Annotated in this window: 20 protein-coding genes and 1 pseudogene; 8 read left to right on the top strand and 13 right to left on the bottom strand. The window is 69.2% G+C overall.

All coding sequences use genetic code 11. From position 1 onward, the window contains the following. Positions 1 to 118: universal stress protein (locus tag QSK34_RS32440; protein ID WP_285589814.1), on the bottom strand; the 118-nt coding region annotated here is incomplete at its 3' end. Between the two features lie 161 nt (positions 119 to 279). On the opposite strand from QSK34_RS32440, the gene QSK34_RS32435 reads away from it, so the two are divergent. From QSK34_RS32435 to fdhF, 3 genes are all read left to right on the top strand, one after another. Further along, positions 280 to 606, top strand: a complete 327-nt coding sequence (locus tag QSK34_RS32435) for a hypothetical protein (protein ID WP_285589774.1) — start codon at positions 280 to 282, stop codon at positions 604 to 606. 130 nt (positions 607 to 736) lie between these two features. After that, positions 737 to 2,446 carry an NAD(P)H-dependent oxidoreductase subunit E gene (locus tag QSK34_RS32430; RefSeq protein WP_502875555.1) on the top strand — a complete coding sequence of 570 codons (1,710 nt, stop codon included), beginning with the start codon at positions 737 to 739 and terminating at the stop codon, positions 2,444 to 2,446. After that, the gene (gene fdhF, locus QSK34_RS32425) at positions 2,434 to 5,139 is read left to right on the top strand and encodes a formate dehydrogenase subunit alpha (protein WP_285589773.1); all 2,706 of its coding nucleotides are present in this window, start codon (positions 2,434 to 2,436) and stop codon (positions 5,137 to 5,139) included. Before QSK34_RS32430 ends, fdhF begins: the two co-directional genes overlap by 13 nt. Positions 5,140 to 5,212: 73 nt before the next feature. Here fdhF and QSK34_RS32420 read toward each other — a convergent pair whose 3' ends face one another. The 8 genes and pseudogenes from QSK34_RS32420 to QSK34_RS32385 form a co-directional block, all read right to left on the bottom strand. Beyond that, a complete protein-coding gene (locus tag QSK34_RS32420; RefSeq protein WP_161481654.1) occupies positions 5,213 to 5,845 on the bottom strand; it encodes a CBS domain-containing protein in 633 nt (210 codons plus the stop codon). A 41-nt stretch (positions 5,846 to 5,886) separates the two neighbouring features. Further along, positions 5,887 to 6,747 carry a universal stress protein gene (locus QSK34_RS32415; RefSeq protein ID WP_285589769.1) on the bottom strand — a complete coding sequence of 287 codons (861 nt, stop codon included), beginning with the start codon at positions 6,745 to 6,747 and terminating at the stop codon, positions 5,887 to 5,889. Next, a complete protein-coding gene (locus QSK34_RS32410; protein ID WP_285589767.1) occupies positions 6,744 to 9,467 on the bottom strand; it encodes a cation-translocating P-type ATPase in 2,724 nt (907 codons plus the stop codon). Before QSK34_RS32410 ends, QSK34_RS32415 begins: the two co-directional genes overlap by 4 nt. Next, the gene (locus tag QSK34_RS32405) at positions 9,451 to 10,506 is read right to left on the bottom strand and encodes a zinc-dependent alcohol dehydrogenase family protein (protein ID WP_285589765.1); all 1,056 of its coding nucleotides are present in this window, start codon (positions 10,504 to 10,506) and stop codon (positions 9,451 to 9,453) included. The genes QSK34_RS32410 and QSK34_RS32405 overlap by 17 nt, the downstream gene beginning before the upstream one ends. 118 nt (positions 10,507 to 10,624) lie before the next feature. After that, positions 10,625 to 12,028 (bottom strand): MBL fold metallo-hydrolase RNA specificity domain-containing protein, encoded by a 1,404-nt coding sequence (locus QSK34_RS32400; protein ID WP_285589763.1) that lies wholly within the window; start codon positions 12,026 to 12,028, stop codon positions 10,625 to 10,627. A 119-nt stretch (positions 12,029 to 12,147) separates the two neighbouring features. After that, positions 12,148 to 13,437 carry a PP2C family protein-serine/threonine phosphatase gene (locus QSK34_RS32395; protein ID WP_285589761.1) on the bottom strand — a complete coding sequence of 430 codons (1,290 nt, stop codon included), beginning with the start codon at positions 13,435 to 13,437 and terminating at the stop codon, positions 12,148 to 12,150. A gap of 211 nt (positions 13,438 to 13,648) precedes the next feature. Then, the gene (locus QSK34_RS32390) at positions 13,649 to 16,246 is read right to left on the bottom strand and encodes a bifunctional acetate--CoA ligase family protein/GNAT family N-acetyltransferase (RefSeq protein WP_285589759.1); all 2,598 of its coding nucleotides are present in this window, start codon (positions 16,244 to 16,246) and stop codon (positions 13,649 to 13,651) included. Between the two features lie 1,288 nt (positions 16,247 to 17,534). Continuing rightward, positions 17,535 to 17,639, bottom strand: a pseudogene (locus QSK34_RS32385) (IS5/IS1182 family transposase); the annotation flags it as partial. 340 nt (positions 17,640 to 17,979) lie between these two features. Here QSK34_RS32385 and QSK34_RS32380 point away from each other — a divergent pair. From QSK34_RS32380 to QSK34_RS32365, 4 genes are all read left to right on the top strand, one after another. Next, on the top strand, positions 17,980 to 18,273 hold the full coding sequence (locus QSK34_RS32380; RefSeq protein ID WP_285589757.1) for a hypothetical protein: 294 nt from the start codon (positions 17,980 to 17,982) through the stop codon (positions 18,271 to 18,273). 367 nt (positions 18,274 to 18,640) lie between these two features. Beyond that, entirely contained in the window at positions 18,641 to 18,892 is a 252-nt protein-coding gene (locus QSK34_RS32375; protein WP_285589756.1) for a hypothetical protein, read from the top strand. Positions 18,893 to 19,092: 200 nt separating this feature from the next. After that, positions 19,093 to 19,461 carry a hypothetical protein gene (locus QSK34_RS32370; RefSeq protein ID WP_285589755.1) on the top strand — a complete coding sequence of 123 codons (369 nt, stop codon included), beginning with the start codon at positions 19,093 to 19,095 and terminating at the stop codon, positions 19,459 to 19,461. Positions 19,462 to 20,056: 595 nt separating this feature from the next. Next, positions 20,057 to 20,683, top strand: coding sequence for an RICIN domain-containing protein (locus tag QSK34_RS32365; protein WP_285589753.1), 627 nt, complete (start codon positions 20,057 to 20,059; stop codon positions 20,681 to 20,683). Positions 20,684 to 21,539: 856 nt separating this feature from the next. Here QSK34_RS32365 and QSK34_RS32360 read toward each other — a convergent pair. Together QSK34_RS32360 and QSK34_RS32355 are read right to left on the bottom strand one after the other, a co-directional pair. After that, complete coding sequence (locus tag QSK34_RS32360; RefSeq protein WP_285589751.1) at positions 21,540 to 21,986, bottom strand: hypothetical protein; 447 nt, start codon at positions 21,984 to 21,986, stop codon at positions 21,540 to 21,542. 168 nt (positions 21,987 to 22,154) lie between these two features. Continuing rightward, a complete protein-coding gene (locus tag QSK34_RS32355) occupies positions 22,155 to 22,292 on the bottom strand; it encodes a hypothetical protein (RefSeq protein WP_285589748.1) in 138 nt (45 codons plus the stop codon). Between the two features lie 253 nt (positions 22,293 to 22,545). Here QSK34_RS32355 and nhaA point away from each other — a divergent pair, with 253 nt between their 5' ends. Then, positions 22,546 to 23,817, top strand: a complete 1,272-nt coding sequence (nhaA, locus tag QSK34_RS32350) for a Na+/H+ antiporter NhaA (protein ID WP_285589745.1) — start codon at positions 22,546 to 22,548, stop codon at positions 23,815 to 23,817. Positions 23,818 to 23,827: 10 nt separating this feature from the next. On the opposite strand, the gene QSK34_RS32345 is transcribed toward nhaA, so the two are convergent. Next, entirely contained in the window at positions 23,828 to 25,120 is a 1,293-nt protein-coding gene (locus QSK34_RS32345; RefSeq protein ID WP_285589743.1) for an ArsB/NhaD family transporter, read from the bottom strand. After that, a complete protein-coding gene (locus tag QSK34_RS32340; protein ID WP_285589741.1) occupies positions 25,117 to 25,560 on the bottom strand; it encodes a CBS domain-containing protein in 444 nt (147 codons plus the stop codon). Before QSK34_RS32340 ends, QSK34_RS32345 begins: the two co-directional genes overlap by 4 nt. Positions 25,561 to 25,569: the final 9 nt, after the last annotated feature.

Here is a 25,569-nt window from a genome sequence, read left to right as displayed (position 1 = left end):
AGTGCCAGGCGTGGGCGACGGTGAGCGGCAGCTTCCGCATCTCGGCCTCGTCCATGGCCCAGTCCAGGGCCTGCATCGCGAAATCTGAGCCGTCGTAGCCGACGACGACCCCGTTCATCGTGGTCATCCGTCTCACCCGCGCTTTCTCGCTTCAGTTCCACTGTCTCTCTGCGGCCAAGCGGGCGGCAGGGGCGGGGGACCTTTGAGGAGAGACCTTGGCCTCACCATGAATGCGACACTGAGGGTCATGATTCATGCGCCCATAGTCATCGTCGATCTGTGGAATTACCGGCGGGCGTGGCTGCGGAGGGATCTGCTCACCCGGTTCACCGTGGCCGGTCCATCGGCCCCGAGTCGTCGACCGCGCTCGGCGCCATCGTCATCTTCGCCGCGACCCGCCTCATAGACCTCGGCGAATTCCGCCGCCCGCTGGCGTTCCGCCACAGCGAGTTCATCCTCACCTCGGCCACCTGCCGGAGCGCGCTGATCTTCGACATCCTGTACGGGGTGCTTCTCGGCGTCGCCCTCTCGGTCGCCGAGATGCCGGCCCGGATCGCCGTCCCCACGATGCCGTCCTGGTCCTGGGCCTGCCGGGCGTCGCCGTAGCGGGATGGGTGGTCTCGGAAACCATGCTGCCCGATCGACGGAGTATCCGGCGGCGCCCCGACGTCAACCAAGGGTCGGCTGAGGGCGGTTTGATCGCCAAATGTCCTTCCTGGATCGACCATGAGACCTGATGGGCCGCAGGCGGCAGGCTCATGATGAGGATATGGGTGAGGTCGATCGTTTCGACGCCTTCCGCGCGCTGGCCAACCGGCGTGCGCGTCCTGGTGCCCGGCTGATGGAGGCCTTGGCCAGGTCTGCCGCTGATTCGCCGGACGGCCCTGACTCATGGGCCCCCGAGGTCGCACGGCAGGTCGGGCTCCCAGCGGCGGCCGGGCTGGGCCCGGCCACCTTCTACGCCGATCTCGCCGCCCGGCACGGCCGCCGTCACGTGCGGATCTGCACCGCCGCGGCATGCTTCGCCGCCCGCGCCGGCCGTCACCTGGCCGAGGTCGAGAGCACGCTCGGGGTCGCCGCCGACAGCGTCGGCCCCGACCGGCGGATATCACTGCAGACAGTCCGTTGCCTGGGTTACTGCTACGCCGGCCCCGCCTGTCTCGACGGCGAAGCCCCTTGTGCCGGCCCGGACGTCGCCGACCAACTCGCCGGCCGCATACCGCCGCTGGTTCCACCGATTCCGGCCGCCGACGCCACCGGCGATCCCGTGGTGCTCGCCGGCGTCGTCGCCGGGGAGTCCGCCTGGCAGGTGTGGCCGGAAACGGTGGGAGTGCGCACCCCTGAGCAGATCCAGGCCGAAGTGGCAGCCTCGGGGCTGCGGGGGCGTGGAGGAGCGGGTTTCCCTGTGGCCGCCAAGTGGGCGGCCACCAGCCGCTCGCCCGACACCGTGGTGGTCGCCAACGGCGACGAGGGCGACCCCGGCTCCTACGCCGACCGGCTGCTGATGGAGGCCGATCCGGCGCGTGTGCTGGAAGGGCTGGCATTGGCCTGCCTGGCCTGCGGGGCCCGTCGCGCCGTGGTGCTGGTGCGCTCGGAGTATCCGCAGGCGCTGGCCCGGATGCGGGCCGCGGTGCGGGAGGCCTATGAGGACGGGCATCTGGGGCGACGAGTCCACGGCAGCGATCTGGATCTCGACATCGAGGTGGCCGAGGGAGCCGGATCCTATGTGGCCGGCGAGGAGACCGCCCTGATCGCCGCGCTGGAAGGAGGGCGCGGCTGTGCCCGGCCCCGGCCGCCCTATCCGACGAAGCAGGGACTGTGGGACGCCCCCACCGTGGTCAACAACGTCGAGACGCTGGCGGCGATCCCGTGGATCGTGCAGCGGGGCGGCGGCGCGTACGCCCGCCGGGGTAGGCGGACCGAGACCGGCACGAAGCTGGTTTGCCTCTCCGAACGGTTCGCCCGGCCCGGCTGCTACGAGGTCGAACTGGGCACCCCGGTAGCCGACATCGTCAGCAACCTGGGCGGCGGCCTGCGCGAGGGGGCACAACTGAGCGTTGTGCAGGTGGGCGGGCCGCTGGGCGGCTTTCTGGGTCCCGGACAGATGGACGTGCCGCTCACCGACGCCGACCTGACCAGCCGCGGCGCGGCGCTCGGACACGCCGGTCTCGTCGCCTTCGACCAGCGCCTCCATCCTCTGGAGGTGCTGCGGCACGTGTGGGAATTCGTCGCCGCCGAGAGCTGCGGAGCCTGCTCGCCGTGCCGGGCCGGTTCTCGTCGCGGTCTGGGGATCGCCTCTTCCGGGGGGCCCGCCGGCGAGGAGTACGCGCGGCTGCTTCGGGTGATGGGACAGGCGAGCCTGTGCGCCTTCGGGCGGCGGGTGCCCGCCGCCGTTCGCAGCCTCGCCCGTGCCTATGGGGACGAGCTGGAGGGGTGGAATCCGTGATAGTCGAGGTCGACGGCGTCACCGTCCGGCCGGCCCAGGGCGACTCGCTGCTGGCGGCGGTACGCCTGGCAGGCGTCGAGTTGCCCACGCTGTGCCATGACGATCGGCTGACCCCGGCGGGCTCCTGCCGCACCTGTCTGGTGAGATCGGGCGGGGACATCGTGGCCGCCTGTGTGAGCCCGGCCGTCGACGGCGCGGTGGTCGAGGTCGCCGCCGACGAATTGCGGGCGCTGCGCCGCGAAGCCGTTCAGGTGATCGTCGCGGCCTTGCCGCCTCGCGCGCTGGACGGCGGGGTGGACGGCCGCGAGCTGGCCCGCGTCTGCCATGAGATGGGGATCGCACCGCAGACCGCCCAAGGGCACGGCGGTCGAGGCCGCGACGACAGCCACCCCTACGTCCACCTGGATCGAGATCTGTGCATCGCCTGCGGCCGGTGCGTGCGCATGTGCAACGAGGTTCAGGGCACATTCGCGCTGACTCTGACCGGTCGGGGTGCCGACACGGTCGTAGCTCCCGGCACGGGTGGACCATGGGCGGAGTCCGACTGTGTCGCCTGTGGCGGCTGCGTCGACACCTGTCCCACCGGCGCGCTCACCGAGCCCGGACTCCCGCTCGGCGGCCCGGCGGCAGCGGAGCGCACGGTGACCACGTGTGGTTACTGCGGCGTCGGCTGTTCACTGGAGGTGCTCACCCGTGACGATCAGGTGGCGGCCGTCCTGCCGGACCACAACGGCCCGGTCAACCGGGGGCACGCCTGCGTCAAGGGCCGCTTCGCGCACGGCTTCCTGGGTTCTCCCGAACGCCTGACCCGGCCGTTGCTTCGTCGTGACGGGCGACTTGAGCCGGTGACCTGGAAGGAGGCCCTGGAGTACATCGCGCGTGGCCTGCGGGACGCCGTCGCCGCGGGCGGTCCTGACGCCGTGGCGGCGATCTCTTCGGCAAGGGCCACCAATGAGGAAAACTATCTTGCCCAGAAGTTCATGCGGGTGGCCATCGGCACCAACAACATCGACAACTGTTCCCGGCTCTGCCACGCCCCCTCGTCCGCCGGACTCATCGCCGCGTTCGGCCTGTCGGGTGGAACCGACACGTTCGACGACGTAGAGACGGCCGACTGCCTGCTGGTGGTGGGCGCCAACCCGGTCGAGGCCCACCCGGTGGTCGGCGCGCGGCTCCTGCAGAAGGTCCTGCGCGGGACGCGGCTGATCGTCGCCGACCCCAGGACCGTCGGGCTGGCCCGCTACGCCGACGTGCACCTGCGGCCCCGGCCCGGCACCAACGTCGCCCTGTTCCACGGGCTGGCGCACACGCTCTGGGCCGAAGGCCTGGCCGATGAGGAGTTCCTGCGCCGCCGCGCCGACGGCCTGCCGGAATTCCTCGATCTGCTCACCGGCTATCCTCCGGAACGGGTGGAGGCCCTGACCGGCGTTCCCGCCGAGGATCTGGTCGCCGCGGCCCGGCTCTACGGGCGGGCCGAGCGACCGGCGATCATCTACGGGCTCGGGGTCACCGAGCACCTGCACGGCACCGACGGAGTGCGCGCCCTGGCCAACCTGGCGATCCTGCGCGGTGCGGTCGGCACGGAGCGCGGCTTCGGGATCAACCCGCTGCGCGGCCAGAACAACGTGCAGGGCGCCTCGGACATGGGTGCGCTGCCCGACATCCTGCCCGGGTACGGCAAGGTGACCGATCCGCTCGCCCGGGCCAGGGCCGAACATGTGTGGGGGGCGCCGGTGCCGACCCGGCCCGGGATGCGCATCCCGGAGATGTTCGCCGCCGCCCGCGCGGGAACGCTCAAGGCGCTGTGGATCATGGGAGAGGACGTGTGCGCCACCGACCCGGACGGCACTCGGGTCGCCGAGGCGCTGGACGCCTGCTCCCTCGTCGTCTGCCAGGAGCTGTTCCTGTCCCAGACTGCCCAGCGCGCCCATGTCGTGCTTCCGGTGGCGTCCTGGCTGGAGAAGGACGGCACCTTCGTCAACTTCGACCGCCGATTCCAGCGGGTGCGTCCCGCCCTGACCCCACCGGGAGAAGCCAAGACCGACTTCGCGATCGTGCACGCCATGGCCTCTGCGCTTGACGTCGATCTGGGCTGCCGGACACCGGCCGAGGCGCTGGCCGAATGTGGCCGGGTGGCGCCCCTGTTCGCGGGGGTGTCCCATGAGCGACTGGATCGGGAGGGCGCCGTCGCGTGGCCGTGCCCCGACCCTGATGGCCCCGGTGAGGCCAAACTCTACAAAGAGCGCTTCGCCACCCCTGATGGGCGGGCGAAACTGGCCGCCTGCCCCTATCTCCCGCCGGGCGAGAGCCCCGACGACCACTACCCGGTGATCCTGGTGACCGGACGCCGCTGGGCCCACTACAACTCCGGCGGCATGACCCGACGCACGGACAACCTCCGGCTCGACGGGACCGACCGGCTCGACGTGCATCCGGCCGACGCCGCCAGGTACGGGCTTCGCGAAGGTCACCCGGTCACCGTGGAGAGCCGGCGAGGCCGCGCTACGCTGACCGTGAAGCTGAGCGACGAAATGGTGCCCGGACAGGTCTTCTGCGCCTTCCACTTCCCCTCAAGTGGGGTCAACATTTTGACCTCCGCCCATGCGGACACCATCACCTCGTGCCCGGAGTACAAGGTGACCGCAGTGCGCCTGGCCCCCGTCCCCGGCACCGCGGCCAAGCGGAGTCAGTGACCGGCCGGGCCGACCCGCCGGCCGTCGGTCTCAAGGACACCGCGTCCTGGCGCCCTACGCCGGCCATGGCTCCTCAACCGAGGTCCCGGTCCCACTCGATCTCGTTGATCACATCGATGACCCCGTTGACCTGCCGGGTCATCCAGGTCGCGATCACTGCGTCCCGCCGCAGGCACATCCGCCCGGTAAGCGTGACCACACCGTCGGCGACGGCGACATGGACCCGTGTCGCGTCCATCCACAAGGATCGGTTCAGTACCTCGGTCCGGATCTGGAGTTCCAGGTCGGCGTCGGGGCGTACGAACACCTTCAGCACGTCGTGGCGGCTGACGATGCCGACCAGGCGCCCGTCGGCGGCCACCACCGGAAGGCTCTTGACCCCGCAGCCGTTCATGATGCGGGCCGCCACCGTCACCGATGTCTCCGGCGTGACGGTGATCGCCGGAGCCGACATCAAGTCACCCGCCTTGGTGCCCGCCGCGCGCCAGGTGACATGGGAAGTGACGGGCATGTGGCCGCCCCGGAACTCCTCGGTGCGCAGCAGATCCGCCTCCGAGATCACGCCCGACACGCAGCCCCGGGCGTTCAGCACGGGGACGGTCGCCACCTCGTGCTCGAGAAGTTCGGCGGCGACCTGCTTGAAGCAGGTGTCCTCCAGCACCGAGATCACCTGTCGGGTCATGACCTCCTCGACCTTGACACCCATGTGATTCCACCCCCTTTTAGGGGTACGTCGCCACGGCCTGGCTACATTCCGGCGGTCGCCTCGGCCGACACGATCGCGACCGGGCAGAGGGCGTGGTGCAGCAGACCGTGGCCGACCGACCCCATCGTGGCCGCCACGAGCGAACCCAGACCGCGTGAGCCGACGACCACCAGGTCGGCCATACGTGACTCCTCCGACAGGACCCGCACCGGGTGCCCGCGCACCCCGATGTGCTCACTGGTCACGTGAGGGTGTTCGGCGTGCCGGGCAACGAACTTCTGGCGCACGAAATCGGTGTGCTCGTCGTACACGCAGTGAATCAGGTCTTCGTATGCAGTGCTCAGGGACGAGAACGACGGCGACCGCCAGGCGTACACCGCCTCCAGACGTGCGCTGCGGCGTTCGGCCTCGGCGAAGGCGAACTCCAGCGCCACGTCGGCGTCCTCGGTCCCGTCGTAGCCGACCACGACCTTCGCATGCGTGCCGGAGGGGACCTCGCGCACCACGATGACCGGGCCGAGGACATGTCCCGCGAGGCCCAGGCTGGTCGATCCGAGGATCATGCCGGCGAAGCCGCCCATGCCGCTGGAGCCGATGACGAGCGCATCGGCTCTTCCGGCCTCGTCCTTCAACCGGTTGACGACGTCACCGGTGGCCAGGTGAGTGGTCACGGCCAGGTCGGGTGAGCAAGCGCGGGCTCGCTGTTCGGCGGTGGTCAGGACCTGTACGCCATACCTGGTCTCGACCGCGTCGAGTTCTCTGAGCCGGGAGCCCACCCACGGCTCCCTGACGTGGACGATCCGAAGCTCTCCGCCCCGCCGGAGCGCGTCGTGGGCGGCGTATTCGACGGCGGCGAGCGCGGGTGCGGACCCGTCGGCTCCGGCGACGATGATCGAGCTCATGGGGTGCCCCCTCCTCGGTCGTCTCCTGTCTCCATCTCACCATGCGGACGGTGCCGGCGCCGGTCCGCCCACCGCCGGAGCTCGTCCGAACCCCAGATGAGGAGGGGGAAGCACATGATGAGCAGCAGGACGTCAAAGGGGAGCGCCGCGGTGCCGAGCAGTCGTTGGACCGGTGGAAGGTAGATCAACCCGGCGGTGAAGGCCAGCTCAAAGGCGATGCCGGCCAACAGCATCGGATTGGTGAACAGGCCTACCTGGCGTAGCGAGGCGTGCTCCGTCCGGGCCGCCATGGCGGTGCCGACCTGGCAGGCCACCAGGCCCGCGAAGGTCGCGGTCGTGGCGGTCAGGTAGGCGTGGTGTAGTGGGGCGCCCACGCCGGTCGGGGCGCCGGGTCGCCAACCGGCCCGCCACAACACGTAGAAGAAGGCGGTCATCGTCAGGATCGCGGAGAGCACGCCGATGGTGCCCCAGGCCCGCAGCAGCATCCGCCCCGAGACGACGCCCTGCGACCGGGACCGTGGCGGCCGGGACATGATCCCGGGTTCGGCCGGTTCACGGCCCAGCGCCAGCGCCGGCAGGGTGTCGGTACCCAGGTCGATGGCGAGGATCTGGAGCACCGTCAGCGGAATCGGCACAGCGCCGCCGCTCAGCGCGAACACCAGGAACGGCACGATCTCCGGTACGGCGTGGGCGAAGATGTACACGATGAACTTGCGGACATTGTCGTAGACCCGCCGCCCCGACTCGATCGCCGTGACGATGGTGGCGAAGCTGTCGTCGGTCAGCACCATGGTGGCCGCCTCACGGGCCACACCGGTGCCCGACCGCCCCATCGCCACCCCGATGTCGGCCCGGCGCAGCGCCGGAGCGTCGTTGGCGCCGTCGCCGGTCATCGCCACGATCCGGCCCTGGGCGCGCAGGGCGTCGGCGATCTTCAACTTGGTCTCCGGTGAGGACCGGGCGAAGACCACCTCGGCCTCACCGGCCAGCAGCCGGTCCAGCGCGGCGTCGTCGAGGGTCTCGGAGTCGGCCACCGTCACCAGTTCCGGCCTCCCGATGCCGACCTCCCGGGCCACCGCCGCCGCGGTGATGCCGTTGTCGCCGGTCACCACGTGCACGCGCAGCCCCGCGGTATGGCAGCGCCGCACCGCGTCGGCGACCTCGGGACGGGGCGGGTCGTACAGGCCGACCAGGCCCAGCAGGCGCAGGTCCCGTTCGGCGTCCTGCCGGCGGCGCGGTTCCTGCCCCGGTTCTGGCCCCGGTCCGAGATCCCGCGCCGCGACGGCCAGGACCCGCAGCCCTCGACCGGCCATGTTCGCGACGGCCGAAAGGACCCGCTGGCGGGCAGGGCCGGCCACCGGCGGATCGGTCACAAGGGGCAGCACCGCCTCCGGGGCGCCCTTCACGACCACCGTCATCCGGTCGGCATCGGTGGTCACCACCGACATCAGTCGTCGCCGGGCGTCGAACCGGAACAAGGCGACCCGGCGGGCGTCCCGGCCCGCTGTCCCGCCCTCCTGCCCTTCAGCCCAGTGGGTGCAGCCCTCCACCAGCGCGATCTCGGTCGGGTCGCCGACCAGTCCATGCTCATCGCGATCGACGGTCGTGCATTCGGCCGCCGCCCGGCCCAGCTCGCCGGTTCCGGCCTCGGCCGGGCGTTCGCCGTCGTGGAGCGTCCAGACGGCCCTCAGCCGCATCCGGTTGGCCGTCAGGGTGCCGGTCTTGTCGGTGCAGATGACGTCGGTCGAGCCCAGGGTCTCGACCGCGCTGAGCCGTTTGACCACCGCCCCCTGCCGGGCCAGCACCCGCACCCCGACGGCCAGCGCGAGTGTGATCGTGGGCAGGAGCCCTTCAGGTACGTTGGCCACCAGCAGCCCGATCGCGAACATCAGCGCGTCCGCGAGCGGCAGCCCAGCCAGCGCCCCCACCAGCAGGAACGCGATCCCCATCCCGACCGCGACGGCGGCGATCAGCCAGGCGACCCGCTGAACCTGGCGTTCGAGCGGGCTGGTCTCACGGCGGGTGCGCTGGCTGAGGGCGGCGATGCGGCCCAGCTCCGTGTGGCCGCCGGTGGCGTACACGACCCCTTTGGCCTGCCCGCCCGTGCACATGGTGCCGCTGAAGACCAGGTTCGGCTCCCTGAGGGCAGGCAACCCCTTCTCGGATTCGGCCGCCACCCGGTCCACCGGGGCCGACTCCCCGTTCAGCATCGACAGGTCGATCTCCAGCGACCCCTCGACCAGGCGCGCGTCGGCCGGCACCTTGTCGCCCTCATCAAGGAGCAGCAGATCTCCGCGCACCAGCTCGCCGGCGTCCAGGGTCCGCTCCGTTCCGTCGCGCACCACCCGGGCGCGGTCGGGGAGATATCGGGCCAGTTCCTCGACCGCCTGCTCCGCCTGACGTTCCTGGAGGAGGGCGAAGACCGCGTTGAGCGCGACGACGGCCAGAATGGCCCAGCCGAGGACCGGCGTTCCGGCCACGAACGCGAGGGCTCCCGCGCCCCACAACAGCAGCGCCAGAGGATGCACAAGCTGGACGACCGCATCGTGTGCCAAGGACGCGCGCTCCCGGCGGCTCACCTCGTTGGGCCCGTAGGCGACAAGGCGGCGAGCCGCCTCCCGCTCGGACAGGCCGCCGGGCCCGGTGCCCAGGTCGGCCAGCAGCCGCGGCAGCGGTTCGCACGGGTCGGCCTCCCGGCTGAGGTCAGGCGGCCCGCTCATCACGGAACCCGTCGCGGAACGCGGCGATCTTGAGAGCTCCGGTGGAGGCGGGATCGGCGAACGTCCGGTACGCCGCCTCCATGTCGGAAAGCGCGAACTCGTGCGTGACGAAACCGGAGGTGTCCAGACGTCCCGCAGCGACCATCTTGAGCAGATCGGGCGTCGAGGAGGTGTCGACCAGTCCGGTGGTGATGGTCACGTCCCTCATCCACAGGTGTTCCAGATGCAGCGTCGCCGGGGTGCCGTGCACCCCTACGTTGGCCACGCGGCCGCCTGGCCTCACGAGACGGGCGCACAGTTCGAAGGTCTCGGGAACACCCACCGCCTCGATGGTCACGTCGGCGCCCAGGCCACCGGTCAGTTCGGCGACCACCTCCTCGGCGTCCTCGGGCGTTCCCACGGTCACGTCCGCGCCCATCGTCTTGGCGGCCTCCCGCCGTGGTACTGCGGGGTCCACGACCACGATGTGGGCCGGGGTGAGCAGACGGGCCGTGGTGACGGCGGCCAGGCCGATGGGCCCGGCCCCCACGATGAGCACGGAATCCCCGGGCCGTACTCCGCCGTTGCGCACCCCGACCTCGAAGGCCGTGGGCAGAATGTCGGCCAGCAGGAGAGCGGCCCGGTCGGCGACGCTGTCGGGCAGCCGGTAGGTGGAGGTGTCGGCGAACGGTATCCGCACGTACTCGGCCTGGGTTCCGTCGATCAAGTGCCCCAGCACCCATCCGCCGCCGCCCAGGCACTGCCCGAACATTCCCGTGCGGCAGTAGCGGCAACGTCCACAGGCGGAGATGCAGGACACCAGGACACGGTCACCGGGGCGCAGGGTGGTGACGGCGGAACCGGCCGCCACGACGGTCCCCACGGCTTCATGACCGAGGACCCGCCCCGGCCTCACCTCCGGCACGTCACCCTTGAGAATGTGAAGATCGGTGCCGCAGATGGTCACTGCGTCCACCTGGACCACCGCGTCGGCGGGGTCGCCGATCACGGGATCGGGCACCTGGTCCCAGGACCGCCGGCCGGGACCTTGATAGATCATCGCCTCCATGGTGCTTCCCCGTTCCTCGAAGGGTGGCTCCTCGTCCTCACGTTCGTCCCGGGCAGGGCAGAGTCGAAGGTCCCGTGCAACCACCGGGTCTGTCCCGTCGCCCGCCGGCCTACAGAGGGACGCTCTCATCCGGGCAGGCAGTGGCCGCACGCCAGCCGAGCTCGCGCTCGATTCGACCCCGCAACGTGGCGGCCGCTTCGGGCTCGCCGTGGACGACATAGGTCATCCGCGGCCGATGCTGGAGGTGGCGCAGCCAGGCGAGAGTCTCCTCGGCGTCGGAATGCACGGAGAAGCCCGGCAGGTTCACGATCTCCGCCCGCACCGGAACGTGGTCGCCGTGGATCTCCAACGAGGAGGCGCCGTCGACGAGGGACCGTGAGCGTGTCCCCAGCGCGGCGAACCCGACGACGAGGACGGTCATGCGCGGATCCGGAAGCAGATGGCGCAGATGATGCACCACCCGGCCGCCACTGGCCATGCCGGAGGCCGAGATGATGACGCAGGGCCTGGCGGGCTCGTTCACGCTCATCGACTCCTCGACAGTACGTAGCTCCCGAAGCCAGCCCGGATCCAGCACGTCCCGGGTCACTTCGGGACGCAGTTCCGCCGAGCCGCCGGCGATCGCGCGCAGATAGACGTCTCTGGCCGACAACCCCATGGGACTGTCCACGAAGACCGGAACCTCGGCGATCGCGCCCGCTTGGCGCAACTGGTGGAGCCGGTAGATGATCACCTCGGTGCGGTCGACGGCGAAGGCCGGGATGAGGACCGAGCCGCCACGGCGCACCGTCCGGTTGACGGCCGCGGCCATCGCCATCAGCGTGTCGGCGTCGTTGTGACGCCGGTTGCCGTACGTCGACTCGATCAACATGGTGTCGGCGTGCGGGCAGGGTTCCGGCGGCTTGAGCAACGGGTGGACGGGACGTCCCAGATCGCCGCTGTGGACCAGCACCCTCCCGTCGGTGAGAGTGACCTCGCTCCACGAGGAGCCGAGGATGTGTCCGGCCCGATGCAGGCGAAGTTCCGCGCCGTCCAGGTCGACGGCCTGCCCGTGCTCTGTCGGCGCCATCAGCTCCAAGGCCTTCTCGACGTCCTTCTCCTCATACAGCGGAAGCGCGGGACGGTGCCTCGACCAGCCATGGACGTTGGCGTGCTCGGCCTCGTCGGCCATCAGCTTCGCGCTGTCCCGCAGCACGATCGCCGCCAGTCGCGCGGTGTCGGGGGTGGCGTGCACCCGCCCGCCGAAACCCTGCCGCACCAGCGCGGGCAGATATCCGCAATGATCAAGGTGTGCGTGGCTGAGCACGATCGCCGACAGCGATTCCGCCGGAATCGGGAAGCCATCCCAGTTCCGCTGCCGCAAGGCCCGCCCGCCCTGAAAGAGCCCGCAGTCCAGGAGAACGCGGCCTCCCTGCGGTAGAGCGAGCAGGAACTTGCTGCCCGTCACCGTTCCCACGCCGCCCAAGAAGGTCAGCTCACCCCTGCCCGGCGTGGTCCGCCCCGATCGGTCCATCCTTGTCGTCACTCCCTATCCGGCATAGAGGTGGCCATTTCCGCGCGAAAGGGATGAAAGTCCTACGTAGGGGACTCGTTTCGTAAAAAGCGCCCCTGATCACCGGGCCGCCCTCTGGTTCAGGCCGGCGGGGTGCGGATCGCGAGGATGGCCATGTCGTCCTGGCCGTCGCCGGGATGCTCATCGATCAGCGTCGTCACCAGGTCGTGCACCGGCAGGTCGGCATCAGCGGCGGCGAGGGCGGCCAGGCGGGCCAACCCCTCGTCGAGGGGCCGCAGCCGGTCCTCCACGAGCCCGTCGGTGAAGAAGACCACCGTGGTTCCCGGAGGCAGGAGCCGGGTGTGGTTGTGGCGCGGCTGAGTGACGTCGACGCCGAGAGGCAGGTCGGGATTGCTGTGCAGATAGCAGGGAGGCCGGCCGGGAATGAGCAGCAGAGGCGGAGGGTGACCCGCCGTGCTCCACCGCAGCGTCCAGCCTTGGCGGGCCGGTTCGATACGGGCCAGGCACGCCGTGGTCACAGGGTTGTCGGTGATCGCGTGGATCGTGCGGTCGAGGCGGGTCAGGACGGCTCGCGGTGAGGTGCGGTGGTCGTACAGCAGGGCACGCAGCATGTTGCGGATCTGCGTCATGGCGGCGGCGGCCTGGAGGTCGTGCCCGACCACGTCACCGATGATCGCAGCGCACGCCTGGCCGGGGGCGGGCATGACGTCGTACCAGTCTCCGCCCACCCGGCTCGGCTTGCACGCCGGACGGTAGGCGGCGGCGACGGAGAACGGGTGCAGGTGTTCGGGCAGCCGGGGCAGCAGGAGTCGCTGGAAGTGCTCGGCGTCCCGGCGGTTCTCCTCGTACAGGCGGGCGTCGTCGATCGCGAGGGCGGCCGCGCCGGCCAGTGCGACGATCAGGCTTTGGTCGTGGGCGTCGAAGGGCCGCCCGTCGAGCCGTTCGGAGACGTACAGGTTCCCGTAGATCTCGCCCCGGATGATGATCGGGGCTCCCAGCAGAGTCCGCATCGGCGGATGGCCGGGCGGGAAACCCGCCGATTCCGGGTGGGTGTCGATGACATCGACACGCAGGGGCTCAGGGTGGGTGATCAGGTGGCCGAGCAGGCCGCGTCCACGCGGTAGCGGCGTGCCGGCCAGATCGGCCCGTTCCTGCTCCGACAGCCCCATGGGCACGAACAGGCCGAGGCGTTCGCCTGTCTCGTCGAGCACGCCGAGCGCGCCGTAGCGAGCACCGACCAGGTTCGTCGCGGTAGAGACGATCAGCTCCAGCACGACCGACAGATCTATGTCCCGGCTCAGCACGGCCTCGTACATGTCATTGAGACGGTCCTGGGCACGGGCCAGGGAGCTCAACTGCTCGGCTATCCGGTTCAGTTCGTCGCCCAGGCGCAGACGTGCCCCAAACACGGAGGCCTGCTGCGGATCTTCCGCGTTCCCCGTCATCATGCTCACGCCCTCAGCCGGTGTACGTCCCTCAACGGCTCTCACCGCAACCCTGCTCGGGTCCCCTTATCCGAAGCATGTGCCCATCGAAGCCGCCGCGACCAGATGACCTGCACATTTTTGGCCTATATGGGCATCCTCCGTGAGATCCCGGCACATTGCCGCGCCCGTTCCCTCAGCGCAGCTTGCGGACATAGGGCGAGGGAGGGGGGCCGGCGGGCGCGAGCCGGATGCGGGCGTCCACGACGACCGCGCCGGTCATGGTCGCGATCACGGGGTTGAGATCGAGTTCGGCCACCTCTGGCAGCGCGTCCATGAGCCGGCCGACCGCGACCACCACCTCTGTCAGCGCCGGCACATCGGCCGGGGGCCGGCCACGATACCCGTACAACACCGGAGCCCAGCGGAGCTCGCCGATCATCGCCGTGGCCGTCGCGGTCGAGAAGGGCGGCACACGGAAGGAACGGTCGGCGAGCAGGTCGGCGGTGATCCCGCCCAGCCCGACCATGACCAGCGGCCCGAAGGCAGGGTAGTTGACCCCGCCCACGATGATCTCCGTCCCCTGCTCCACCATCGGCTGGACGATCGCGCCCCTCATCTCCGCGCCGATCGAATCACGCATCTGCTCGAACGCGATCCGGGTCTCCTCAGGTGTGGTGAGGCCGATCCGTACCCCGCCGACGTCGCTCTTGTGGACGGGGCCGACCGCTTTCAGCACCACCGGGCCGCCCACTTGCGCCGCGGCCTGGGCGGCCGTGTCGGGATCGGGTGCGCTGATGGTCTCGATGAGGCGGATGCCGAAGTGTCGCAGCAGTGCCTCGATCGTGTCAGGGGTCAGCCACCCCTCCGGAGGCTCGCCCGCCAGCAGCGCCCGCGCGGTGAGGTCGCCCAGGCCCCCCGTCTCCACCTCTTGCGGAGGTGAGCGGCGCCATTCGCTGTAGGCGACGACCTTGCCGAGGGCATGAACCGCCTGTTCCGGATATGCGTAGCTCGGCACCCGGTCGCCGATGAGGCCGTCCTCCCCCATGACGCAGGCGATGACCGGCTTGACCGCCCCACGGGCCGCTACGGCGATCGCGTCCTTGGTGGCCGCCGCGCCCGAACCGAACGGCGGTGTGTAGACGACGATCACCACATCGATCTCCGGATCCGCCAGCGCGGTCTCGATCGCCTGCCCGATGTCTCGCGCGCATGCCTCCGCGCCCAGATCGATCGGATTGCCGAGCGCCGCAGACGGGAAGCGGTCCCGTAGTTCGGGGCCGGGCACCAAGGCCGGGACGGTCAGACCGGCGCGTTCACAGGTATCGGCCGTCATGGCCTCCGGGCCGCCGGAGTTACCCACGATGGCCACCCGCCGCCCCGCCGGCAGCGGCTGGGTGGCCAGCAGGCGGGCGGTGTCGTACAGATCGCGGATGCTGTCGAGCCGGATCACCCCGGCGGCGCCTACCAGCGCCTCGACGGCCACATCCGGCGTCGCCGCGGCGGCGGTGTGAGAGCGCACGGCCCGCTCCCCGGCCTCCGAACGACCGCTTTTCACCAGCAGGACCGGCTTACGCCGGCCCACCCGGGCGGCGATCCGCGCGAATCTGCGGGGATTGCCGAACGACTCCAGGTACATGGCGATCACCCGGGTCGCCTCGTCGTCCTCCCAGTACTCCAGCAGGTCATTGCCGCTCACATCGGCCTTGTTGCCGACCGAGACGAAGGAGGAGATCGGCAACCGTCCCAGCAGGACCGCACCGACGGCGCCTGACTGGGACAACACCGCCACACCTCCCCGCTCCGGCTCCCCGGGCAGGAAACTCGCGTTCAGCCGCGCGGCGGTGTTGACGATGCCCAGGCAGTTGGGGCCGATCAGGCGCATACCAGCCGTCCGGCAGATCATCAGAAGTTCGCGTTCGGCGTCCTGGCCACCCGCTTCAGCGAACCCGGCCGACAACACGACCAGCCCCCTCACCCCGGCCGCCGCGCAGTCGCGTGCCACTCCGAGCACGGCCGCGGCGGGCACCGCGACCACCACGACATCAACGCCCTCAGGCAGCGTGGCCACTGAGGGATGAGCTCTCAGACCGGCGATCACCCCGGCATGGGGATTGACAGGAAAGACCTGGCCAGGAAAGCCGCCATCGAGCAGATTGCGCACCACCCGGTGTCCGACCGACGCCGGGTCACGACCCGCGCCCACGACCGCCACATCACCCGGCTCCATGACCCGCCGAAGAGAAGCGCGCTCCGCCTCGTGATCACGCGCCGCGATGGTCCCCGCCAGCCGATCACCGACCGTGAGCTCGACCACCACACGAGTGCTAGGCCCATCACGAAGGACCTCGACCGGAAGCCCGACCTCACGCAGAAGCTCGATCATGACGGTGTTCTCGCTCAGCACCTCGGCGACGAACCGGTGGACGCCCTCGGCGGCGGCAGCCACGGCCAGATGCTCGATCAGTAGCGTCCCCAGGCCATCTCCGTGCACCGCGTCCTCGACGAGGACGGCCATCTCCGCGATCCCGCCCCCAAGAGGGATGTATTCGGCCACAGCCACCAGTCGCCCTGCCAAAAACGCGACCAGGGCGTGTCCGGCATCACCACCTTTGGTGATCTTGTCCACGTAGGCGTGGGCCGTCGACCGCCCACCTGTGCAGAACCGCAGGTAGGCCGACGCCGGAGAAATCTGCTCAACAAGATCGTGCAGTGCCTCAACGTCTCCCGGCTCGAGCCTGCGCAGATGGGCGATTCGACCGTCCCGCAACAGGACGTCGCACTCCTCGGACATCGCGGATCTCCAGTTCTGAAGCTCAACGACCTCTCCAGTCAGATTCCCGTCCAGAGGTCCGGCCAGTACAGCGGTACAGACCCGCCCCGCCAGTGGGGTCGTACAGACCCTGGGGACCCAGAGGCGCATCGCAGGCTCTCCCGCGACTGCCCCACCCCGACGTCGTGGTGTTCAACACCCGGTGGACTTGCGTGATTCAGAGAAGGTAATCGTCGTACTTCGCTTCATAAAAGGCAGGCCCACCGGCAGGTCTTGGGCGGAGGCATACGGTCGACGGTAGGGGCCAACATCGGCCCTGCGGTGTGGATATTCACCCCGGGTAGATCCCTCTATGAGGCGGTCACTCCTATGGGAGGTAAGACCGATCTACTTCGTACCCGCGGTGTCCGAAGGTCTACGCACACCCGTTGGTATGCGCTAGCGATAGCTTTCGCGGGATCGTCGAGATCACCAGCGCCGAGTTCGATACTCATAGCCCAGCAGGAGGTCAGAGCCTAACTGGGCCCACGCTCTGCGCTGCTGTTGCCAAGCTTGCTCAGCCTCTCCGACGAACAGCTTGAGGTCGGAAGCGGGCGGGATGCCGGGGTGGCAGGCCGGCGGAGTCGTGCGTGCGATCGGGGCCAACGAGTGGCGCAGAGATCAACCGTACGATCAAGCTTCCTAGCCTTCGCTGCCGTTGCAGTTCCCGTTGCAGTTCGCCTGTGTCCGCCGCTGACCGCCAGAGGCCGCATCTGCTCTGACCGGCGGATTTGGACAGTAACGAGCTTGAGCTGACTGCCTTCACTGAGGATCCGGAGGCTCGTGATGCGTAGGTCTGAGGTTCCTGGGCTACGCCCTTCAATCGGTGAAGGAACCTGAGGCGCCCCACGGATGTACGCGCGTCGCAGGGACAGTCGAACCGATGGCGGGCGGGTGGCGCCATCACAGAACGTGTGGACGGCGTGCTTCGGCCGTTGGTCGGATTGCCGGCTTATCGATCATGGTCTGTTCCGTGGCTGTTCCGTGGAAGGCCGGAAGATAGCCAAAGAAGATGGAAGCGCCCGACAAGCGTTCGCCCTGCTCACGAGCTTGATCGAGGCCTCTTGCCAGGTGGTCGACTCCCGGCGAAAAGATCACCCAGATCTACGAGGGGACCAACCAGATCCAGCGCATGGTGATGGCGCGTCAGCTCCTCAAGTAGGGCCTGAACAGCGAGAACCCCGCCCAGGAGGTATCCGTGGTGGGGTTTCGTGGTCCGGCTCAGGCGAGGGCGGAACAGGCGGTAGTCGATCGCTTTGCGGGCTCGGTCGTCGTTGACGTTGCTGGCGGTGACCAGCACTGACAGTGGGCGGCCGTGTCCGTCGCAGGCGAGGCGGATCTTCGTGGTCAGTCCGCCGCGGGATCGTCCCAGGGCGTGATCCGCCGGGTCGGCTGCGCCTGGCCGGCGTCGGCGGCCTGGGAGCATCGTGGCGCGCAGCTCCTCATCGGCGTCGATGATGACCCGGCGCAACGGGGCCAGGTGGTCGACCAGTTCGGCGGCCGCACGCAGTCGCGCGGTGGCTTCGGCCAGGCGGGCGGTGTCGAAGTCGGCAGCGGTCACAGCGGAAGCCGATACGTCAGTGATCGCAAACTGAGATATCGATCATGCATGCGTCGGTGAGTAAGTCACGCCTTTGCGCGCAGTAGGACGTCGCCTGGCAGGGGGTCGGCTAACTTGCGCCTCCTGAGCACCAGCAACTCGACCAGGGGAAACCATGCGCGTCATCTCGATCGCCACACTGCTCGCCGTTCCTGTGATCACCCTCGCGGCACTTTCGGCACCTGTCGGCGCCCTGTCGGGCCCGGAGCCGGACGGCAAGGTGCACGAGGTCGCCAACTGCTCCGGAGTCGTCCACTGCATGGGCAAGATCCTGGGAGAAACCGGCCAGGTCATCAACATCGCCCCCGTCGTCGGCCACCTCGTCACCAAGACTCCCGCGATCGGCGGAGTCGGTATTGTCGGCGACTTCGCCAACACCGCGGTCAAGCACTTTGAGACCGAGGACTGACAACTGCCGCGCCCCGGCCGGGACCGCCCGGCGAGCGGCCCTCGGAGGCCTTTCGTCGTACGCCGCGGTGGCCACCGGCGCGCGACGAATCGCACCGATGCGAAGAGGTCAACGGCGGCCGGGGGTGGTGTACTCGCTTGGTACGCAAGTAAGTGGGCACTGATTCACGTACCTTCACGTACAAGATCGCGCCGGGGGTCGTCCGGGGGATGATGGGTGCGGTCAGTGGCCGCGCCTCGCGGCCGGGCCGATTTCTACCCGGCCCTCGCCTGACCCCGAACGAGAGCGTCATGCCCTGCCTGCTTATCGACGTTGACGGCAGCTCGCGCGAGATCGTCCTCCCCCTCGCCCTGCCGAACGCGCCGCGATGGTCGACGGGCTGCTGGGGCGGCCCGGACCTGTGGGCGGGTACGGAGTTGCCCGGCTCGTCTGCCCGGCCAATGGGCCGGCCTCGGCGCTGGCGGCAGATCTGAGCGGGGACCCGTGGCGGGACTACCGCGCCCCGGTGCTGATCTACGGGCGCCACCTCGACGACGCCGGCGAGGAACACGACGTCGACCTGACGGCGGGCGAGATCGCGGATCTGCGGCGGCGGCTCGGTCGCCGGCGCGCGAACTGACCCGGGGCCTACCGTTGATTTCTCTACCGATCCTCCTCGAAGCCCTAGGCGCGGTGATCCTGCCTAGGGAGACGAGCAACTGCACGGCCGTGGCGCTTTCGGGCAAGGAATTCGGCGCTCCCAGACAATCATGTGAACTGGAAGTCACCAATACTTGTCAGCAGGAGTTGCGTGCCAGACGATCGGATTGAGGAGTACTCATGTCCATTCTGTCCAAAGTTGTACTGGCCACTACATCCATTGTCACTGGAATCGTCACTCTGACGGCCGTCACCCAGCCGGCGTCCGCGGCGATCGACACGCTCTACAATGGGGCAGACAGAGCCACGTTCAACGACGCCACGGGCACATTCACAGTTTGCGACAACGAGAACGACGGCCACCGAGTATACGTCTACGCCAAGAAGCTCGACGGCTCAGAAACGTCGAAAATGTATGATCCCGACAGCTATGGCGGCGGCTGCGGGGGCGGGACCATCGGACGCGGCAGGTGGAACACCTGGCACTTCTGCGAAGACATCCCTGCATGGCCGGACGACTGCGCCTCCAGCGGCCTCACTTATGAATAGTTCGTTATCAATACCAAGAGGCCCGCGCCATCGGCGCGGGCCTCTTGTGTTCATCCGCCGGTTGACGGGGGTCGTAAACGTCTAGCCGCAGGGTGTCGAAGTCGGCAGACTTGGACGTCGTCTCATTCGGCTGGTCGTCGGTGGCAAATGGGATGGCGGGGATGGCGACGAAGGAGCCGAAGTGGTCGCCCCGGCGCTCATGGCGGCGATGTAAGCGGAAGCCGGCCGGCCAAGAGACGGGTGCATTCCACCCAGCGGTGACGTCCCAGCCGCTGGCTTGACTCGATCCCGCGGTGTGCGAACGGCTGAACATGGTCTTAACGACTTCAGCTGCGGGCCCGGGCTTTCACTTCCGTGTGGCAAGGAAGAGGGCGGCAGCGCAGGTGATATAACCCTATGTAGTTGCTGCAACTACATAGAGTGACAACCATGGGACGCTCGGAAGACACACCCGATGCCCAGCAGATCTCGGGTCGTGCCTGCCCCTGAGCAGCATTCCCATGACCGCCGGGACTGGCGGGTCGTCGACGACCACGACATGCGACGGCCCGCACTTCGGACAAATGTCCCGCCCTTCCGAGAAAAGGAATCACCTGTGAAATCACTACGCATCACGACCGCGCTGCCCGCCACGCTGACGACGTTCCTACTCGCCGGCTCCACCCTGCTCGTCTCCACGCCGGCCGACGCCGCTCTCGTCCAGACGGCACGGCCCGCTCAGGCCGGCGAGCCCGAACCCGCCGAGCCCGGCGCCTACGCGCCGTTCCTGGACGGCCGCCAGCACGTGGTGCAGAACGAGGAAACCAGGGGCTATCTCATCCACGAAGGCTGGTCGAATCCGGCGTGCACGGACGCCAGGCTCTGCCGCCTCCAGGCATGGACCAGCGGCGTGAAGCCGCCGGCCAATGAGTGGTACTTCGAGGACGCTCAGTGGCGGAACGGCTACACCTGGTTCCGCATGCGCAACGCCAAGTCCAACAAGTGCGCCATCCCCGGAAACGCCGCCCATGGCCAGCCGGCCGCCGCCGTCAAGACCTGCAGCAACGGCGATGAGTTCCTCTGGCGGGCCGAACCCGAACGCAGCGGAGACTGGCGCACCGCCAAGTTCGTCTCCTACACCACCAAACGCGCTCTCAAGCCGTACCGCGACAGGATCAACCAGTTCCTCGTCCTGAACGACGACGGCAACAGCCGCGACTACTACTGGTCGATCTCCCGGTAACGGGAGCCGCGTCGGAGCTGTGGCGGCCCGCCAGCACAACCGCCACGGGGGCAGAGGCCGGGGGTTGAAGCGACCGGTCTGAGACGCTGCCGGCAGTGCCATTTTATTCGGCGGTCATCGGTGCGGCGGTGGGTTCAGCCCTGCAAAGAGAGGCAGGGTCGACGGAATCGCCGCAGGCGAGCATGAGCGAGTTCGGCCGGCGCTGTCACGGAGGCGCGGTTCGGCGTTCAACCTTCACGTGAATCGGCTTCGATCTTCTCGCCTGGACGGTTCTTGGGGGCGCCCATCGGCGAGTCGGAAGAGTGCGGGGCTGTCCGGACGACTGGTCAGCCCCGCACTCTTCGTGCATCAAGTCGCCTGCAGCGATGAAGATGTTTCGTACTTGGCGTTACTGCGGATCAGGCTGCGGGACCCAGCGGGCTGGGTGTGCGCTGGGTCTAGACGTTCAGCAGCCGACGGCGTTCCCGGTAACCTCCTGCGGGTCCAGCATTAGCCGCGGCGGAGATGGTGGTGGCAAGGGGGCACCCGTCACAGCGCCAGCAGCCTTGATGGCTCCGCCCACGGCGCCGCCACCAACGGCGGCGATTGTGCACTTGTCCCTGTTCATGCCGCTTTCGCCTGCTGCGCAGTCTCGTGGACGATCGAGGTGGACTCTCCTCCGTCAGGGACGACGGGAGGTTGAGGCTTCGGGTCGTACGAGGCGGCCATGACGGGCGCAGCTGCGACCAGGGCGCTCATGGTGAGCGCCGCAGAGCATAGGGCAGTGAGACGATTCGTCGTATGACATGACTTCCATGAATGGGTGATCAACTGGCGCCGACAATGAAGGACCGCCCGTTCTTGCCCCAGCGCCCGATCAACTGCCCGACCTGGCCCAGATGTCCTTGCGTGCGTTGGCGTCGCGAGTGGCATAGCCTCGGACGGCGGTGTCGAAGCACCACACGCCTTTCGTCCTCAGGATCCACCCCGTGTCGCGCTGGTACGGGGGCAGCGAAAATCCGGTGTCCTGCCATCCCTTGTTCGCGAAGACTTCGACGACGCCTCCGCCCACCAGCGGCTTGGCGACCTCGTGCTCCTCGAACGCGCCACTGGTGGCCGTCACCCCGGTCACTCCGGCCAGGTGGCCCATCCACCCGGGCAGGCCGCTGAGCGTATCCATACCGTTGGAGCCGTCGCGGTGGAGACCGCGGAACAGCTTGCTGATCGCTTCACCCTCGGGGTGGGGTTCGGACGCGGCCGAGACGGGCCCGGCCAGGGCCATGCACAAGGTCAGGCCGGCTACGGCGGCCGCGACGATGCGCATCGAAATGCGGGCCCGCCCTCAGGCATCAACCGCAGACGCCCCGGCCGATCGGCGAACCATCAGCCTTCTTTGGCGTGACGCACGTCGAGGGACTCACGAACGGGCCCAATTCTGGCACCACGCGGCGCACGGTCAGCGGCAGGCACAGGGCGAGCGCCACCAGCCCGGTCATGGCCGTGCGCCGAACGTGGGGCCGAGAGTCAGCAGGGGCAGGAATCCCAGTGTGGGGCCTGCCATGACGTCGGCGATCGCGACGGCGAGCATCACCGTGAACGGCAGTGCCCCGAGAACCGTCTGCGGCCTCATCTCACGCACCTCTTCCCGCGCTGAGCCGATGCTCTGCCCCGTCAAGACGATTGTTTACTGCGATGGTGCTGAATGCCGGTGCTCAGCCCGGCGGCGCCGAACGACTCCACTGCGGCGTTGAACGTATTCAGCCGTGATCCGTAGACAATGCGCCAAGCGTCCCCTGGTGGGCGTATTGATACGATCAGACAAGGTGTGCCGGGAAGTCTGGTCGGCGGAAGCTGTCGCGTTCCTGCTAGCAGAGCGGAGTTCCATGCCCGGCACCGAGATTCGTCGTGCCCCTCGACTGTTCGACCGCAGCACCTGGCCCGAGGCCAGGCGTATCGCCGACATCCTGCGCAAGGAGACCATCGGCGGCGCGTTGTTGCTGGCGGCGGCCCTGGCCGCGATGGTGTGGGCCAACTCCCCGTGGGCGCAGGCCTATCGGGATCTCGGCGCGATCGAGGTCGGCCCCGCCGTGCTGCACCTGAACCTCGACCTGGCCACCTGGGCGGCCGACGGCCTGCTGGCGATCTTCTTCTTCGTGGCCGGGCTGGAGCTCAAGCGCGAGTTCGTCGCCGGTGACCTGAGCGACGTCCGCCGCGCGGCCGTGCCCGTGGCGGCGGCGTTCGGCGGGGTGCTGATCCCGGCTCTGCTCTACCTGGCCATCGCGGGCGAGGCCGGAGCACGAGGGTGGGCGATCCCGACCGCTACCGACATCGCCTTCGCCCTGGCCGTGCTGGCCGTCGTCGGCCGGAACCTGCCCGCCGGGCTGCGCACGTTCCTGCTGACGCTGGCGGTGGTCGACGACCTGATCGCCATCGTCATCATCGCCGTCTTCTACACCGCCCACCTGTCGGTCCTGCCGCTGCTGGTGGCCCTGGCGCCGCTGGCGGTCTTCGCCGTGCTGGTACGGCGGCGGGTGAACACCTGGTGGGTGCTGCTGCCGCTGGCGTTCGCCACCTGGGCCCTGGTGCACGCCTCGGGCGTGCACGCCACGGTGGCCGGGGTGCTGCTCGCGCTGACCGTCCCGGTGCCCCGCCGCGACGGCGGGGAGGGCCCGGGGCTGGCCGAGCACTTCGAGCACCGGTTCCGGCCGATCTCCGCCGGGATCGCGGTGCCGGTCTTCGCCTTCTTCTCCGCGGGTGTCACGCTCGGCGGGCTCAGCGGTCTGGCCGGCACCCTGAGCGACCCGATCGCCCTGGGCGTGGTCGCCGGTCTGGTGGTGGGCAAGCCGGTCGGCATCCTGCTGGCCACCTGGCTGGTGGCCCGTTTCACCCGGGCGAGCCTGGACGAGGGCCTGGCCTGGATCGACCTGGTGGGCCTGTCGGTGCTGGCCGGGATCGGCTTCACCGTCTCCCTGCTCATCGGCGAGCTGGCCTTCGACGGGCAGAGCGGGGTCAAGGTCGCGGTGCTGGCCGGGTCGCTGGCCGCCGCCCTGGTCGCGACGGTGATCCTGCGGATGCGGGCCCGCGTCTACCGGCGGCTGCACGCCGCGGAGACCCGCGATTCCGACGGCGACGGCGTCCCCGACTGCTACGAGTGAGGCCGCTCTTTCAGATCAGGTACCGCAGCCACAGGTAGGGCGTGACCAGGGCGACCGTGACCACGGTGACGACCAGGCCGTACTTGGTGAACGTCCAGAAGCTGATCGGCTGGCCGTTGCGGGCGGCGATGCCGATCACGACCACGTTGGCGGCGGCCCCGACGGCGGTGGCGTTGCCGCCCAGGTCCGCGCCGAAGGCCAGCGCCCACCACAGCACCTGGGCGTGTTCGTTGCCGCCGTTGGCCTGGACCAGGTCGGCGGCGATGGGGCTCATCGTGGCGACGTACGGAATGTTGTCGACGATCGCCGAGATCCCGGCCGAACCCCACAACATGACCATCGTGGCCAGCCCCAGACGGCCCTCGGTGGCCTCGACCGCCAGACGGGAGACCTGGCCGATGACGCCGGTCTCGACCAGGGCGCCGACCATGACGAACAGTCCGACGAAGAACACCAGGGTCGGCCACTCGACCTCGGCGATGGCCTCTTCCGTGGTGACCTTCGTGGCGGCCACCAGGATTCCGGCGCCGAGAATGGCGACGACCGAGGGTTCGTAGTGCAGCACCGGGTGCAGCACGAACGCCACCAGGACCAGGCCGAGCACCACGAGGCTCTGCCAGAGCAGGCGACGGTCGGAGATGGCCTCCCGTTCGTCGAGCTGCATGATCTCGGCGGCGCGCTGTTCGTCGTACACGAACGCCTTGCGGAACAGCACCCGGCACAGGCCGAGGAAGACGACGACCAGAACCACCACCATCGGGGCCATGTGCACCAGGAAGTCGTTGAACGACAGGCCGGCCCGGCTGGCGATGATGATGTTCGGCGGGTCGCCCACCAGCGTGGCCGCGCCGCCGATGTTGGAGGCCAGCGCCTCGGCGATCAGATAGGGCACCGCCGACAACCCCAGCCGCGCGCACACCAGGAACGTGACCGGCGCGATCAGCAGCACCGTCGTCACGTTGTCGAGCAGCGCCGAGGCCCCGGCGGTGATCAGGACCAGCAGCACCATCAGCCGATAGGGGCGGCCCTTGGCGCGTTTGGCCGCCCAGATGGCCAGGTATTCGAAGACGCCCGTCTGTTTCAGCACCCCGACGATGACCATCATGCCGAGCAGCAGGAACACGACGTTCCAGTCGATCCCCGTCTCCTCGGAGAAGAACGCCGCCCCGGCGTCGGTGGCGTGGATGCCGAGCATGATCCCCGCCCCGCCGAGCGCGGCGGCCACCCGGTGGATGCGCTCGGTGGCGATCAGAGCGTAGACGCCCAGGAAGACCGCCAGCGACACCCAGGCGAGGGCGCTCACGCGCCGGAGACCCGGTCGAACAGCACCGTGAGAGTGATCGCCCCGAGATAACGATCCTGCTCCACGACCGCGACCAGCGGACTGCGGGTACGGGCCATCAGCGCGGCCACCTCCAGGATCGTGGCGTCGGGATCGGTCACGGGAAGCTCTTTCGGTTGCGGCGGCAGCGCGTCGCGCACGGTTCGGTCGCCGACGTCGTGAAGGAAGCGGTCGGCGTGCGCCTCGTCGACGACGCGGGCCAGCGCCGGGTCGTCCTGGCAGTAGCCGGGCACCGCGAGCGCGAGAACCTGGGTCCCTGGCAGGACGCTGTGCGGAAGACCGTCCTCGTTCAGCACGATCAGCCCGGCGAGCTCGAGCTCGGCCATCAGCCGGGCGGTCTCCCTGATGGGGGTGTCGAGGGTGACGGTGGGGAAGTCGGTGAGCAGATCGCGAGCACGCACGGGGCCGGC

The sequence above is a fragment of the Herbidospora sp. NBRC 101105 genome, from assembly GCF_030269205.1.
Classification (GTDB): domain Bacteria; phylum Actinomycetota; class Actinomycetes; order Streptosporangiales; family Streptosporangiaceae; genus Herbidospora; species Herbidospora solisilvae.
This window is presented reverse-complemented; position numbering and strand designations above follow the sequence as displayed.